The sequence below is a fragment of the Rhodococcus sp. (in: high G+C Gram-positive bacteria) genome, assembly GCF_049286785.1.
GTDB lineage: Bacteria > Actinomycetota > Actinomycetes > Mycobacteriales > Mycobacteriaceae > Rhodococcus_F.
Genome location: NZ_JBAQEO010000683.1, coordinates 14,982 through 27,777, shown reverse-complemented (window position 1 = coordinate 27,777; position 12,796 = coordinate 14,982). Strand labels below are relative to the sequence as shown.

Below are 12,796 nucleotides of genomic sequence, written 5' to 3'. Positions count from 1 at the left end.
ACCGGCCTTTCACGTGCGGATGAGAAGGTCGTCGAGCGCCTGGTCTCCATGGAGGCGTGCGATCGCCTCGCCCAGCAGGGGGGCGAGCGAGCACACGTGCACCGGAGGCGCTGTATCCTGTTGCGCCACAGTATCGGTGACCACCAGGCGCCGGAGGTGAAGATCGCGTAGCCGACCGGTCGCGGCCTCGATCAACGGCCCGTGCGTGGCGGCCACCACGATGCCCGGCGCCGCGCCCTGATCGAGAAGGAGCCGTACCGCCGTCTCGATCGTGCTGCCGGTGGAAATCATGTCATCGATGACGATCGCAGGGCGTTCCCGTACGTCGCCGACCAGTTCCTCGGCGTGCACGACGGAACCACTTTCCCGGTGCTTGCGCACCACCGCCACCGAGGCGTGCAGGCGTGACGCGTAGTGCTCGGCGAGTTTGACCGCACCGAGATCCGGAGCCACCACGACCGTCCCCTCGGCCGTCGTCTGCATCAGCATGGCCGCCAGAACCGGAACCGCGGTCAGCATCTCCACCGGGAAGTCGCACATCGCTTCCAATGCGGTGGTGTGGGGGTCGACGACGACGAGTCGATCGGCACCTCCGGCAGCCAGTGCGTCGGCAATCACGCGGGCGCCCACCGCCTGGCCCGCCCTGTCGCGACGATCCTGGCGTGCGTACCCGAAATACGGCACGACCGCGGTCACGCGTGCGGCGCCGGCTCGCCGGCACGCATCGAGCAGCAACAGCAGTTCGACGATGCGCTCGTTCACGGGTGGGGCGGTCGGTTGCACCACATAGACGTCGGCGCCGCGCACGGACTCGACGGTGGGACGTAGCTCGCCGTCCGGAAAACGCTCCACGGTGCAACCGGCGAGCCCGAGCCGCAGGGTGTTCGCGATCGCGTCCGCGAGGGGACGGTTGGCTGTGCCGGAAACGATGCGAAGGACCGTCACATGGTGGTCCCGGATCCGGCTCGGCCGCCCGATGTCGCCGGTGCGAGGTGCTTGACGAACCAGTCGCGCGCGAGTTCGGCGACCTGCTCGAGTGTGCCCGGTTCCTCGAACAGGTGGGTGGCGCCCGGCACCACCGCAAGGGTGCTCTCGCACGGCATCGCCGCCTGCGCCTTCTTGTTCAGTTCGATCACGATGTCGTCGTGCCCGCCCACGATCAGCAGTGTCGGTACCCGCACCGAGGGCAGTCTGGCGCCTGCGAGGTCGGGTCTGCCACCCCGGGAGACGACGGCGCCGACATCGACGTGGGGGTCCGTCGCGGCCCACAGTGCCGCTCCGGCACCGGTACTCGCCCCGAAGTATCCGATCGGCAACCGGGCGATGTCCGGTTGGGTGCCCAGCCATCGGGTCACCTCGACCAGTCGTTCGGCGAGCATCGCGATGTCGAAGACGTGGGCGCGGAAGGATTCCTCTTCCCTGGTCAGCAGGTCGAACAGCAAGGTGCCCAAACCGCCCCGGTTGAGTACCGAGGCGACATACCGGTTGCGCGGGCTGTGCCGGCTACTGCCGCTGCCATGGGCGAACACGACGATGCCGACGGGGTGTTCGGGGATGGTGAGGTGTCCTGCCAACGAGACCTCACCTGCCCGCACCGTGACCTCTTCGTCCCGTGGTGCCGGGTCGGCGACCGCCTCCCGCTCAGCCGCGTCGCCTGCCGGCCCCTGGACCGGTTCCGGGAAGAGTTCGGCTGCGCGGCGGAGCAGGTCGCAGACCTCGTCGTCGGAGGTCTGCCCGAAATCCTGGTACCACTGCCCGACGGCGTAGAAGAAGGCCGGGGTCTCCAGGCAGATCACCTCGTCGGCCACGTCGGTCAGGATGTCGGCCGCCTCGCGCGAGGCCACCGGAACCGCCATCACCACTCGCTCGGCGCCCTGGGCGCGGGCGACCTGGCACCCCGCGCGGGCGGTGGCACCGGTTGCCATCCCGTCGTCGACGATGATGGCTGTTCGTCCCGTCAGCGAAATCCGGGGTCGCTCCTGCCGGAACCGTACGACTCTGCGCTGCAGCTCGGCCCGCTGGGCCTGCTCGACCATCGTGAGTTCTTCCGCGGAGACGTGGGCCGTGCGAACGATCTCGTCGTTGATTGCCTTCGCGCCGTCTTCGCCGATGGCTCCGAAGGCCAGCTCGGGCTGGTAGGGAACGCCGAGTTTGCGCACGACGATAACGTCCATCGGGGCTTCCAGTGCCCGGGCCACCTCGTACGCGACGGGGACACCCCCGCGAGGCAGGCCGAGAATCACGGTGTTCTCGCCGCGGTAGGCCTGGAGGTGTTCTGCCAGCCGACGCCCCGCGTCGCGGCGATCGAGGAACGGCATCGGTGGCACCTCCTTGACAGGTATCTCCAGAGTGCGACCGTGCTCTCGTCTTCAACAGGGTCGCCCGTTACTGTCCCGAGGGACCTTGGTCCCTCAGATCAGTGATCTGTCCAATCAGGATCCCCGAGCGCCTACTATCGTCACCACGGGAACCGCCTGGTCGGCCGCCTGCCCGAAGTGAGAAGACCGACCGGAGCGCTCGCGTCTTGCATCCAACCTGAGGAGCGCCACCATGTCAGAAGGCACCGAGAAGTCCGTAGCGAGTCGAGCGGCCGACCTGTCCGAGGAGGTGCTCGAGTCGGTCGAATCCGGACAGCGGGCCGCGATCGAGGCGGTACGCAAGTTCGTCAACACCGTCGACGAGGCGATTCCCACTTCGGGCGACCGCCCCTCGCGGCGTGAGACGGTCATCGACGCCGCCCTGGACATGGCAGACAAGCTCGTCACGACGCAGTACGACTTTCTGCGCAGCATCGTCCGCAGCGCGGACCGCACGCTGAGTGGATCCGAAGGCAAGTCGGAAGGCGCGACCACGCCGGAAGAGGCGGGGAAACCTGACGAGACGAAGCAGTGAACCATAGCTCCGCACGCGTCATGTCAACTCGATGAGTTTGCACGAGGGGATTATTCAACCCTTGACCACACCGAGGGGAACGAGGCGGGCCACCTTGTGCGCCAGTCCTGCCGCATGGCTGGTGTCGGCGACGGCATCGATGTCCTTGTAGGCCTCCGGCTTCTCCTCGGCGAGCCCCTTCCACGAGCTTCCGCGGACGAGGACGCCCTGGTTCTCCAGTTTGGCGCGCAAGGCCTTTCCGCTGGTGTGCCGTGCGGCCTGATGCCGGCTCTGCACCCGGCCGGCACCGTGGGCGGTGGAGAAGAAAGCGGGGTTGCCGGCAACTCCCACCAAGACGTACGAGGCGGTGCCCATCGTCCCGGGAATCAGAACGGGCTGGCCCACGTCGGCGAGGTCGGCCGGGACGTCGGGATGGTGGGGTGGAAGTGACCGGGTGGCGCCTTTACGGTGTACGCACAACGTGCGGAGCCGGTCATCGACAACGTGCGACTCGATCTTGGCGAGGTTGTGCGAGATGTCGTAGAGGAGATCGAGCGTCGTTCCTGTCTGCTGCTCGAAGATCCTGCGTACGGCCTCGGTGAGCAGCTGGCGGTTGGCACGTCCGTAGTTGGCCGCAGCGGCCATCGCCGACAGGTATGCCTCCCCTTCGGGGGAGCGGACCGGGGCACACGCCAGCTGGCGATCCGGTACGTGAATTCCGTACCGGCCCATGGCTTTGTCCATCTCCCGGACGTGGTCGGTACAGATCTGGTGACCGAGACCCCGGGATCCGCAATGGATCATCACGCAGATCGCGTTCTCCCGCAGGCCCATCACTGCAGCTGTCTGCGAATCGAAGATGCGGTCGACGGCCTGGATCTCGAGGAAGTGGTTGCCGGAACCGAGGCTCCCGAGCTGTCCGAGGCCGCGTTCGGCGGCGCGCTCGCTGACCGCGGCCGCGTCGGCCCCGCTCATGACGCCGTCGTCCTCGCACCGCGCGAGGTCCCGGGCGATGCCGTGCCCCTGTTCCACCGCGAACCGGGCCCCACCCTCCAGCACGCGCAGCAACATCGTGCGGCTCGGCAGGGGCCACACCCCCCTGGTGGTCATGCCGCGCGGTATGGCGTGGTCCAGCCGATCCATCACGGGGCCGATCCAACGTTCCCGCGTCTGCCGCTCCAGGCCACGAGCGACGAGGAGCCGCACCCCGCAGGAGATATCGAAGCCGACCCCGCCGGGGGATATGACACCGTCTGCATCGATGTCGGTCGCAGCGACTCCGCCGATGGGAAAGCCGTATCCCCAGTGGACGTCGGGCATGGCGTAGGACGCCTGCACGATTCCCGGCAGTGTCGCCACGTTGGCCACCTGGGTCAGCGCCTGGTCTTCTTCGGGCAGCAGGGACCTCGCAGCGAACACGATCCCGGGCACCCGCATCGCGCCTTCTCGTTCGATCCGAAAGCGGTACGGGGTTTCCTCGACGATTTTCATACGATGCGTCCATCATGAGTGTTCGGATTCCCGTACACCTATCGTCGCCACGCAGAGGTGCTGCTGGCAACAAGATCAGGGAGCCGCACGTGAATGACCCGCTGAATGACGAGGTGGCCGGCTACCGCGCCGTGCCCCACACGGCGGACCTGCGAATCGAGGCCTGGGCACCCACCCGCGACCGGTGCATCGCTCGCGCGGTGCTCGGCACCGTCTCGAGTTTCCTCGACCTGTCCGCGGCCCGTTCCGAGCACACGTGTCGGCGTCGGCTGAGTGCCTGCGGCGACGAAGATGTGCTCGTCGCCGTGCTCGACGAGATGATCTATCTCCTCGAGACCACCGGGGAGGTGCCCGTCGACGTGGCACTCGAGGCGGTGGACGGTGGCGTCGATGTCGTGTTCGCGATGACAGACGCACGAGCATTACAACAGACCGGGGCCGTTCCGAAGGCGGTGTCGCTGCATCAGCTCCGGCTGGCTCCCGGGCCGCAGGGATGGCAGTGCGCGGTCACGATCGACGTGTGACCGGATCGTGCTGCCCCCATTCGGGCCCTTCGACTCTTCCTGCATCCGGGACCGCGGCGTAGCAACGAATCATGAGCCATCCATCCGAGCCAGAAACCACATTCGACATCGACGTGACCACCCACGGTCACCATCCGGGTGCCGAGGATTACGTGCGTTACAAGATCGGCGGGCTGGGCCGGCTGGCCCACGAGCCGATCCTCTCCGCGCGAGTCAAGGTGAGCAAACATCCGGATCCCGCCGTGGAGAGACCTGTGGTCGCGCAGGCGAACCTGGACGTGAACGGGCGCCCGGTCCGTGCGCAGGTCGAAGCCACGAACACGCGCGAAGCGGTCGACCGACTCGAGGCCCGCCTGCGCCACCGTCTCGAGCGCATCGCGGAACACTGGGAGAGCCGGCGGGGCAAGATGCCGTCGTCCGAGCCGCACGAGTGGCGGCACACGTCCGAGCCTGCGCACCGTCCGGACTACTTTCCCAGGCAGGAAGAGGAGAGGGAGATAGTCCGGCACAAGTCGTTTGCTCTGTCGAACAGCACGGTCGACGAGGCCGCGTTCGACATGGACCTGCTCGACTACGACTTCCACCTGTTCAACGAGGTGGGTACCGGTGAAGACAGCGTTCTCTACCGCGACGAGTCCGGTGGCTACCGTCTGGCTCAGCTGACGCCACCCGAGCCGTCTCAGCTCGGCACACATCAGCTCGAGTTGACGGTCAGCAGCCAGCCCGCGCCCCGGCTCACCACTGAGGAGGCGGTGCAGCGGCTCAACCTGCTCGGGACACCGTTCCTGTTCTTCGCCGACGCCGACACCGGACGCGGCCGACTCCTCTACCGCAGATACGACGGGCACTACGGTCTCATCACCCCGGCGTAGGAGAACCTCGCGGCCGCAGCCCGCGGGGGGTCTGCAAGCCACCGGGCCGTCGACGGCCCTCGGCGCGAGAAACTGATGCCACGGTCGGAGTGGAGGGTGGCCCCGATCATGCTGTGACACCCTGCGTGATCGCGTCCACGAGCGATTCGAGTGTGTGATGATGCGACCCTGCCCAGTAGATCCGACCGCAGTGTGAGCAGCGGCTGAACTCGTTGTAGTACTTGCGAGTGCGCGGTTCGAGTTGGTCGATCACCTCGGCCTTGGGCACCGCGACCAGCATGCCGTTGCAGCGCAGGCATCGTGTGAACGGGGCGAGGCGTCCACCGAGGTCGAGGCGGCGGGTGACTTCGACGGCCTGCTCCAACGGGCGATCGGAGTGCACGAAGAGTCCGTGGGTGATCGCTCGGCGTTTGAGCAGGCCCCGGTCGCGGGTCAAGACGATCCGCGCCTCTTCCTGGGTGATCCGTGCCAAGGCGTGATCTTCCGCGGACGAATCCCAGCTCACGTCGAAACCCAGGAGGCGAAGCAGGCGAGCCAACCCGCCCAGGTTGACGTCGACGACGAACCTCGGCTCACGCAGCGGCTCCGGCCGCAGCCGCGCAATCGATCCGATGTCGAGCGCTTCGAAGAGCGGATAGACCGCGATTCGGTCTCCCGCCCGCGGCCGGTACCCGAAGCTCACCGGTTCCCCGTCGATCAGGATGAGGTCGATCTCGGTGTGCGGCACGCCCATGGCCTCGATGACGTCCTTGACCGTCTGGTGTGCACGGAACGGACGGCTTGCCGCGACGCCCCGGTATTCGGCGGCGACGAAGTCGTTCAGCTCGGCATACACCCGGACGGTCACGCAGCCGGCCACGGCATCATGGTCCCGCCGAACGGTGGACGGGCACAACCGCGGTTGACGAACGGGAACGATGCGCGGAGACGTCGCGCTCAGCTCATCTCGATGACGGCGCGGCCGACGATGTCGCCGCGGGCGAGAGCCTGGTAGGCGTCCGCGGCGTCGTCGAGCTTGTATCGCCTGGTGATCACCCGCTCGGGCTGCACGATCCCCGCCGCCACCATGTCGAGCAGCACCGGCATGTCCGCCCGGGCGCGGGCGCCGTACGAGCCCCGGATCTCGAGTTTGCGACGGACCAGGCGGGCGAGGTCGATCTCGCCGGTCATACCTGCAGGGGCGATGCCGACCACCACCGCACGTCCACCGTCGTCGAGCACGTTCACCGCCGTCGCGAACGTGTCGGCTCGACCCAGTGCTTCGAACGACACCTGGACGCCTCTGCCTCCGGTCAATTCCCGTACCGCCGCCACCGGGTCGGTGGTTGCGGAATTGACAGTGTGGGTGGCCCCCAGGGCCGCAACCGCGGTCAGCTTCTCCTCGCTCACGTCGACGGCGATGATCTGGGACACGCCCGCAACCTTGGCGAATTGGACGATGCTCGAGCCCACCCCACCGGCCGCGATGACGGCAATCTTGTCGCCCATCGACAGTTCGGCAACGTTGTGCACGGCGCCGAACGCGGTGAATGAGCTGCAGCCGAGGATCGAGACTTCCCGCAGCCCGACACCTGCGGGGACCCTGAACACGTCGGTTGCGGGAACCACGCAGTACTCGGCGAGCCCGCCCATGGAGTACATCGCCAACGGTGTTCCGTCCGGACGGAACAGCCGTGTCTCGCCGTCGTACAGCGTGCCCTCGAGCCGGTTGTACGCGAAGAACTTCTCGCACAGATCTTCTCTGCCGCGCACGCAGTGCCGGCAGTCGCCACACGGCATGATGAAGCTGCACACCACCGGATCACCGAGCTCGAATCCCTCGACGCCGTCTCCGGTTTCCTCGACCGTGCCCGACACCTCGTGCCCGAGAACGGCGGGTGCCGGGAATCTCACCTCCGACCGGAGCACGTGCAGGTCGGTGTGGCATACCCCGCATGCCGATACCTTCACGAGTACTTCACCGCGCCGTGGTGTCGGACGCGGAATGTCCTCGATGGTCATCGTGGGGTCGCCTCCGTGGAACACAGCGGCTTTCACAGCGCTACCTCCTTCACTTCGGGCGGACCTCGTCGTCAGTCCCGCTCAGGCATTCGTTCGGACGTGATGGTGTCGAGGAGCCCGTACTCCAATGCCTGCGGGGCGGAGAGGATGCGCTGTGCGTGCATGTCGGCGGTCACGTCCTCGATCGGGCGGTGGCATGCGTCGGCGATGCGCCGTTGCAGCGTCCTCAGTTGTTGCCGATGGCGCTCGGCTTCACTGGTGACGTCGGATGGGCGACCACTACTTGTGGTGCGCGGTTCCCGGAGACGAAACGTGGCGTGTGGGGTTCCTGTGCGCTGATCGGCGGGGGCGAGGAGAGCGATCGCGATCCCTGTAATGGTGCCCAGACATCGGACGTGGATCGGGACCCTCATCGAGCCGAGCGCATCGAGCAGCGTCAACACGCTGTCGAGGTCGGCGTCGACATCGCAGAGCCACAGTTGCACGGGGTCGTCACCCGAGGCGTCGAGCAGTGCAAGGGAGGTGACCGCCCGATTGACGTCGTCCGGACCGACTCGTCCGGTCAGGGAGATGATCCGCTGGTCGAACAGGCGCTCCGCAAGCCAGTCGGGTCTGCCGGCGATGACGTACTGCGTGGGCGCGGTCGGCCGGGGCGTGGCGGGGCGTGGCTCCGGCTCCCACGGGGTGTGAAACGGAGGAAAGGGCGGTGGGGATGGTGGTGGCCAGATGTTCATGGGGGCTCCCGCTGTGTACGTATCCGCCAGTCGACCGTGCCGCCCACCGCAGCCGCATACCGCTCGAGAGTGGAGAGACGAGGATCGATGTCTCCTCGCTCGAGCCGGGCCACGGCTGACTGCGAGGTACCCATCCGGGCGGCGATATCCGTCTGGCTGAAGCCGTGGTGGCGACGGGACGCCACCAGTTCGTCCATTAGCGCCCGGCGCTGCTCGGACAGGTGTTCCAGTCCGGGAAAAGACGTGCGGCGAGGTGCCGACATACCATTCATGGTATCTCGAAAACGATATGAGGCTGGATAGTTGCCTCCGGACGACTACACGCCTTCTCGCTGCGTAGACGGCATGTCCTCTTCCCGTGGGGAGATCGACGAGGAGGAGGAGACTGAGCGTGTGACGGATGACCGAGGTCAGCTGATGGTGGTGGATGCTGCGAATGTCGTCGGTTCGAGGCCCGATGGGTGGTGGCGAGATCGTGCTGGTGCGGCTCGACGACTGCTGGTGAAGCTGAACTCGCTGGATGTGCGTTCGAAGCTACCGGCCGAAGTGGTCGTCGTGCTCGAGGGCGCGGCCATAGCCGCGGTCGCCGGTGCGGACGATCCGGAACTCGAAGGCCTTCGTGTGGTGCTCGCGCACGGTTCCGGTGACGACGAGATCGTGCGTGTGGTGGCTGCGGCAGCAGAGGAGGACGACAACCGTTCGATCACCGTCGTCACGGCAGATCGCGGGCTCCGCGCTCGGGCAGAGACGCTCGGGGCCAACGTAATCGGTCCGCGCCAGCTCTTGGACCGCATCGAGTCGTAACGGTCCTACCGGACTCGCGGGCGCAGAGAGTGCGGGTGGAACTCTCGCCGCTCAGCCGGGGTAATTTCGCGGGGTGAAGACCCGGGTGCCGTGCTCGTGCTCGACGACGGTGGTCATCGACGAACCGACGATGAGCAGGCACCGCATGTCGATTTCCGCCGGGTCGAGATCGGCGAGCCGGACCACCCGCACCGATTCCTGCGCACCGGCGACGTCGCGGCCGATGATCACCGGGGTGTCGGGGGAGCGGTGCTCGAGGACGAGGTCGCGCATGGCGGCCACCTGCCAGGTGCGCGACTTGGACGCGGGGTTGTAGACGGCGAAGGCCATGTCGGCGGCCGCCACCGCGGAGATCCGCGTGGCCACGATGTCCCAGGGCTTGAGGCGATCCGACAGCGACAGCACGGCGTAGTCGTGCCCGAGGGGTGCGCCCACCCGGCTTGCCACGGCGTTCGCGGCGGTCATCCCGGGAAGTACGCGCACCGGGACGTCGCGCCACTGGTCCTCGGCGGCCACCTCGAGCACGGCGGCCGCCATCGCGAACACACCGGGATCGCCGGAGGAGACCACGGCCACGCGGGCGCCGTTCTTCGCGAGGTCGAGGGCCATCGCGGCGCGCTCCGCCTCGACGCGGTTGTCGCTGGAATGCCGGCGCTGGCCGGGCCGCTCGGGAACCCGGTCGATGTAGGGGCCGTAGCCGACGAGGTCGGTGGCGAGCGAAAGTTCCTGCCGGACTTCGGGTGTGGTCCAGGCCTGATCGCCGGGGCCGAGTCCGACGACGACCACTTCACCCCGGGGCACCTCGGCGTCCCCGCGGGAGTTCGACGGACTCGGAACGATGGCAATGGAGAAGTAAGGAACGTCGTTGTCGGACACGTCGTCCGCGCGATCGATGCGCTCTCGCCCGGTGCTGGCCCGCTCCACGTACCAGGTTTCGTCGATGCGACCGGAATCCTTCAGCGCCTGCCGTACCGCCGGGTAGGTGCGCCCCAGCTTGAGGATCGCGGCGGCATCGGTTTCTCGCAGACGTCGGGTGAGTTCGCCCTGCGGCAGGGTTCCGGGGAGCACGGTGAGTATTTCCTCGCCCTCGACCAGCGGTGTGCCCAGGGCGGCGGACGCGGCGCTGATCGACGTGACGCCGGGGATCACCTCGGCCTCGAAGCGATCGGCCAGCCTCTTGTGCATGTGCATGTAGGAGCTGTAGAAGAGGGGATCGCCGGCGGCGAGCAGGGCCACCGAACGGCCGGCCTCGAGGTGCGCGGCGAGTCGGTGCGAGGCTTCCTCGTAGAACTCGTCCATTGCGCCCTGATACCCACCAGGATGGTCGACGGTCTCGGTGGTGACGGGGTAGACGAGGTGCTCCTCGATCTGGCCCTCGCGCATGTAGGGCGCGGCGACCGCCCGCGAGATGCTCTTGCCGTGGCGGGCGCTGTGAAACGCCACGACGTCGGCGGCAGCGATGACCCTCGCCGCCTTGACCGTGACCAGTTCGGGGTCGCCCGGTCCGATACCGACACCCCACAACTTGCCGGATCCGCTCGACTCGCCGCTCATTCCACTTCGCTCGCAATCGCATTCAGGGCTGCCGCGGTGATGGCACTGCCACCACGCCGGCCGCGCACCACCAGATAGTCGAGCCCACTGGGATGCTCGATCAACGCTTCCTTGGATTCGGCCGCACCGATGAAACCGACCGGCCCACCCACGATGGCCGCCGGCCGAGGTGCACCCGATTCGATCATCTCGAGCAGGTAGAACAGCGCGGTCGGGGCGTTGCCGATCGCGACGACGGCGCCCCCCAGTTTGCTGCCCCACAGTTCGAGCGCGGCCGCCGTCCGGGTGTTCCCGATCTGCTTCGCGAGCACGGGAACGCGCGGGTCACGAAGGGTGCACAGCACCTCGTTGTTCGCGGGCAGGCGCTTGCGGGTGACGCCGGCGGCGACCATGTTCGCGTCGCAGAGGATCGGAGCACCGTTCGCGAGGGCTTCCCTCGCGGCCTTCACGACACCGGGGGTGAATCCGATGTCTTTCACGAGATCGACCTGGCCGCTCGCGTGGATCATGCGGACCACGGCCTGCGAGACGTCCCCTGGGAATGCACTCAGGTCCGCCTCGGCACGGATCGTGGCGAAGGACTGGCGGTAGATCTCCGCGCCGTCTCGGATGTACTCGGTCATGGCCTGACCATAGAGGAACGCCGGTCAGGGCCCTTCCACCCGGTAACCGGTTGGGGTGGCAACGACGTCGGCCACCTCACCCTTGGGCCGGCCGCAACACCGCTCACATCCCGACCAGTGCTGTCTGCCCTCGACCGGCAACGTTCCTAGTCGGACGGCCTCCCGCGCTTCGGTCCGCACGTCCGCGAGGGCTTTCTCGCATCCTGGCCGGCCGGTGCACGCGCTGACCTCGAGCCACGGGGAGTTCTCGTCGAATATCAGACCCATGGGGGCGAGCACCCGCACCACCTGCTCGGCGGTCCACTCGTCGAGATCGCACAGCAGCACCGACTTCCACGGGGTGATCACGACGGGCTTCTCGACCGCGGCGAGGAACTCGGCCATTCGGACACCGAGAACGCCGAAGGCCAGGCCGCCGGCGAGGGTCACCGCGCCGCTCGGCTGATCGAGCCACCCGATCGGTGGCCTTGATTCAGCGAAGGCGGTGACCGGCTCCGACGTCGCCTCCAGGGCGAGGTTCCTCAGCGTCTGTTCGACACCGCCGACGATTTCCGACAGCCGCCAGTGCTGCTCGCGGATCGCGAGGAATGCTCGCGCGGCGCCCAGCAGGACCTCGACGGAGTCGGTGGCCGCCACGCGCGCACCGCTGTCGCGGCCGGCGAGGATCAGCGCCACCTCGGTCCGGCTGATCGCGTGGACACCGAAGTCGCCGCCCAGCAGGGAGACATCTCCACGTCCGTCGTCGAGGGTGAACAGGGTCCGCCCGGGAAGCTCCACCAGTGCGGGGTCGGCGCACAGTAACCGGTCGAGGTCGTGCACCAGTTCCCGCAGGTCCGCGACTCCACCGATCCGGCCGCTGAGCGGGGAGGCCAGAATGTTGCGCACCCGCTCGTGCGTCGGGGACGGCAGCAGTCCGGCGTCGCCGAGCCTGCGAGCGAATTCGCCCGGATCGCGGACCGCCCGCAACTGGACGTTGCCCCGCGAGGTCAACTCGATTTCACCGTTCCCGAGGTCACGCGCCGACTCGGCGAGCATCTGCACCTGCGCCGACGTGAGAACACCGCCGGGAAGGCGGACCCGGGCGAGAGCCCCGTCGGCGGCCTGGTGCACCTGCAGCGCACCGGGGCAGGCGTCGGGACGGAAACGTGGAGCGACCATGGTTCTCAGGTTACGTCCGACGCCCGGTAGCATCACCAGCACTTGCGGCAGCAGGAGAGGAAACCGGTGTGAATCCGGTGCGGTCGCGCCACTGTGAACTCGTCGAACCGGCGGGCGAGCCAGACCCTCACTGCGGTCCATCGACCTGCGTTACACGGGGCGCG

14 protein-coding genes and 1 riboswitch are annotated in these 12,796 nt (G+C 67.6%); of the genes, 4 read left to right on the top strand and 10 right to left on the bottom strand.

Translation table 11 applies throughout. The features are described 5' to 3' along the window. Positions 1–9 precede the first annotated feature (9 nt). Positions 10–945, bottom strand: coding sequence for a ribose-phosphate diphosphokinase (locus tag WAW17_RS24845; protein WP_422335539.1), 936 nt, complete (start codon positions 943–945; stop codon positions 10–12). Beyond that, the gene (locus tag WAW17_RS24840; protein ID WP_422335538.1) at positions 942–2,318 is read right to left on the bottom strand and encodes a phosphoribosyltransferase family protein; all 1,377 of its coding nucleotides are present in this window, start codon (positions 2,316–2,318) and stop codon (positions 942–944) included. The genes WAW17_RS24845 and WAW17_RS24840 overlap by 4 nt, the downstream gene beginning before the upstream one ends. A 232-nt stretch (positions 2,319–2,550) precedes the next feature. On the opposite strand from WAW17_RS24840, the gene WAW17_RS24835 reads away from it, so the two are divergent. Further along, positions 2,551–2,892 carry a hypothetical protein gene (locus tag WAW17_RS24835; RefSeq protein WP_422335537.1) on the top strand — a complete coding sequence of 114 codons (342 nt, stop codon included), beginning with the start codon at positions 2,551–2,553 and terminating at the stop codon, positions 2,890–2,892. Between the two features lie 54 nt (positions 2,893–2,946). Here the strand turns inward: WAW17_RS24835 and WAW17_RS24830 are convergent, their stop codons facing one another. Next, positions 2,947–4,362: an RtcB family protein gene (locus tag WAW17_RS24830; RefSeq protein ID WP_422335536.1), complete on the bottom strand. Its 1,416-nt coding sequence runs from the start codon at positions 4,360–4,362 to the stop codon at positions 2,947–2,949. Positions 4,363–4,451: 89 nt separating this feature from the next. Here WAW17_RS24830 and WAW17_RS24825 point away from each other — a divergent pair, with 89 nt between their 5' ends. Together WAW17_RS24825 and WAW17_RS24820 are read left to right on the top strand one after the other, a co-directional pair. After that, positions 4,452–4,886, top strand: a complete 435-nt coding sequence (locus tag WAW17_RS24825) for an archease (protein ID WP_422335535.1) — start codon at positions 4,452–4,454, stop codon at positions 4,884–4,886. Between the two features lie 71 nt (positions 4,887–4,957). Continuing rightward, positions 4,958–5,758: a ribosome hibernation promotion factor gene (locus tag WAW17_RS24820; protein ID WP_422335534.1), complete on the top strand. Its 801-nt coding sequence runs from the start codon at positions 4,958–4,960 to the stop codon at positions 5,756–5,758. 106 nt (positions 5,759–5,864) lie between these two features. Here WAW17_RS24820 and WAW17_RS24815 read toward each other — a convergent pair whose 3' ends face one another. The 4 genes from WAW17_RS24815 to WAW17_RS24800 form a co-directional block, all read right to left on the bottom strand. Further along, positions 5,865–6,617, bottom strand: coding sequence for a Mut7-C RNAse domain-containing protein (locus WAW17_RS24815; protein ID WP_422335533.1), 753 nt, complete (start codon positions 6,615–6,617; stop codon positions 5,865–5,867). A gap of 77 nt (positions 6,618–6,694) precedes the next feature. Next, positions 6,695–7,795 carry a zinc-binding dehydrogenase gene (locus tag WAW17_RS24810; RefSeq protein WP_422335532.1) on the bottom strand — a complete coding sequence of 367 codons (1,101 nt, stop codon included), beginning with the start codon at positions 7,793–7,795 and terminating at the stop codon, positions 6,695–6,697. A 35-nt stretch (positions 7,796–7,830) separates the two neighbouring features. Then, on the bottom strand, positions 7,831–8,493 hold the full coding sequence (locus tag WAW17_RS24805) for an ATP-dependent Clp protease proteolytic subunit (protein ID WP_422335531.1): 663 nt from the start codon (positions 8,491–8,493) through the stop codon (positions 7,831–7,833). Beyond that, positions 8,490–8,756 carry a helix-turn-helix domain-containing protein gene (locus WAW17_RS24800; RefSeq protein WP_422335530.1) on the bottom strand — a complete coding sequence of 89 codons (267 nt, stop codon included), beginning with the start codon at positions 8,754–8,756 and terminating at the stop codon, positions 8,490–8,492. Before WAW17_RS24800 ends, WAW17_RS24805 begins: the two co-directional genes overlap by 4 nt. A gap of 154 nt (positions 8,757–8,910) precedes the next feature. On the opposite strand from WAW17_RS24800, the gene WAW17_RS24795 reads away from it, so the two are divergent. Next, positions 8,911–9,297: a PIN domain-containing protein gene (locus WAW17_RS24795; RefSeq protein WP_422335554.1), complete on the top strand. Its 387-nt coding sequence runs from the start codon at positions 8,911–8,913 to the stop codon at positions 9,295–9,297. 51 nt (positions 9,298–9,348) lie between these two features. On the opposite strand, the gene cobJ is transcribed toward WAW17_RS24795, so the two are convergent. From cobJ to cobG, 3 genes are read right to left on the bottom strand one after another with little or no spacing between them, the layout of a single operon-like run. Then, a complete protein-coding gene (cobJ, locus tag WAW17_RS24790) occupies positions 9,349–10,851 on the bottom strand; it encodes a precorrin-3B C(17)-methyltransferase (protein WP_422335529.1) in 1,503 nt (500 codons plus the stop codon). Further along, a complete protein-coding gene (locus WAW17_RS24785; RefSeq protein WP_422335528.1) occupies positions 10,848–11,474 on the bottom strand; it encodes a precorrin-8X methylmutase in 627 nt (208 codons plus the stop codon). Before WAW17_RS24785 ends, cobJ begins: the two co-directional genes overlap by 4 nt. A 24-nt stretch (positions 11,475–11,498) precedes the next feature. Next, the gene (cobG, locus tag WAW17_RS24780) at positions 11,499–12,632 is read right to left on the bottom strand and encodes a precorrin-3B synthase (RefSeq protein ID WP_422335527.1); all 1,134 of its coding nucleotides are present in this window, start codon (positions 12,630–12,632) and stop codon (positions 11,499–11,501) included. A 10-nt stretch (positions 12,633–12,642) separates the two neighbouring features. Next, positions 12,643–12,781, top strand: a riboswitch (cobalamin riboswitch). Positions 12,782–12,796: the final 15 nt, after the last annotated feature.

What these genes read in the sequence shown, in the direction of transcription:
- cobJ (WP_422335529.1), bottom strand. Translation starts at nt 10,851, where the DNA reads ATGAGCGGCGAGTCGAGCGGATCCGGCAAGTTGTGGGGTGTCGGTATC.
- WAW17_RS24835 (WP_422335537.1), top strand. Translation starts at nt 2,551, where the DNA reads ATGTCAGAAGGCACCGAGAAGTCCGTAGCGAGTCGAGCGGCCGACCTG.
- WAW17_RS24795 (WP_422335554.1), top strand. Translation starts at nt 8,911, where the DNA reads ATGGTGGTGGATGCTGCGAATGTCGTCGGTTCGAGGCCCGATGGGTGG.
- WAW17_RS24800 (WP_422335530.1), bottom strand. Translation starts at nt 8,756, where the DNA reads ATGTCGGCACCTCGCCGCACGTCTTTTCCCGGACTGGAACACCTGTCC.
- WAW17_RS24805 (WP_422335531.1), bottom strand. Translation starts at nt 8,493, where the DNA reads ATGAACATCTGGCCACCACCATCCCCACCGCCCTTTCCTCCGTTTCAC.
- WAW17_RS24820 (WP_422335534.1), top strand. Translation starts at nt 4,958, where the DNA reads ATGAGCCATCCATCCGAGCCAGAAACCACATTCGACATCGACGTGACC.
- cobG (WP_422335527.1), bottom strand. Translation starts at nt 12,632, where the DNA reads ATGGTCGCTCCACGTTTCCGTCCCGACGCCTGCCCCGGTGCGCTGCAG.
- WAW17_RS24830 (WP_422335536.1), bottom strand. Translation starts at nt 4,362, where the DNA reads ATGAAAATCGTCGAGGAAACCCCGTACCGCTTTCGGATCGAACGAGAA.
- WAW17_RS24785 (WP_422335528.1), bottom strand. Translation starts at nt 11,474, where the DNA reads ATGACCGAGTACATCCGAGACGGCGCGGAGATCTACCGCCAGTCCTTC.
- WAW17_RS24840 (WP_422335538.1), bottom strand. Translation starts at nt 2,318, where the DNA reads ATGCCGTTCCTCGATCGCCGCGACGCGGGGCGTCGGCTGGCAGAACAC.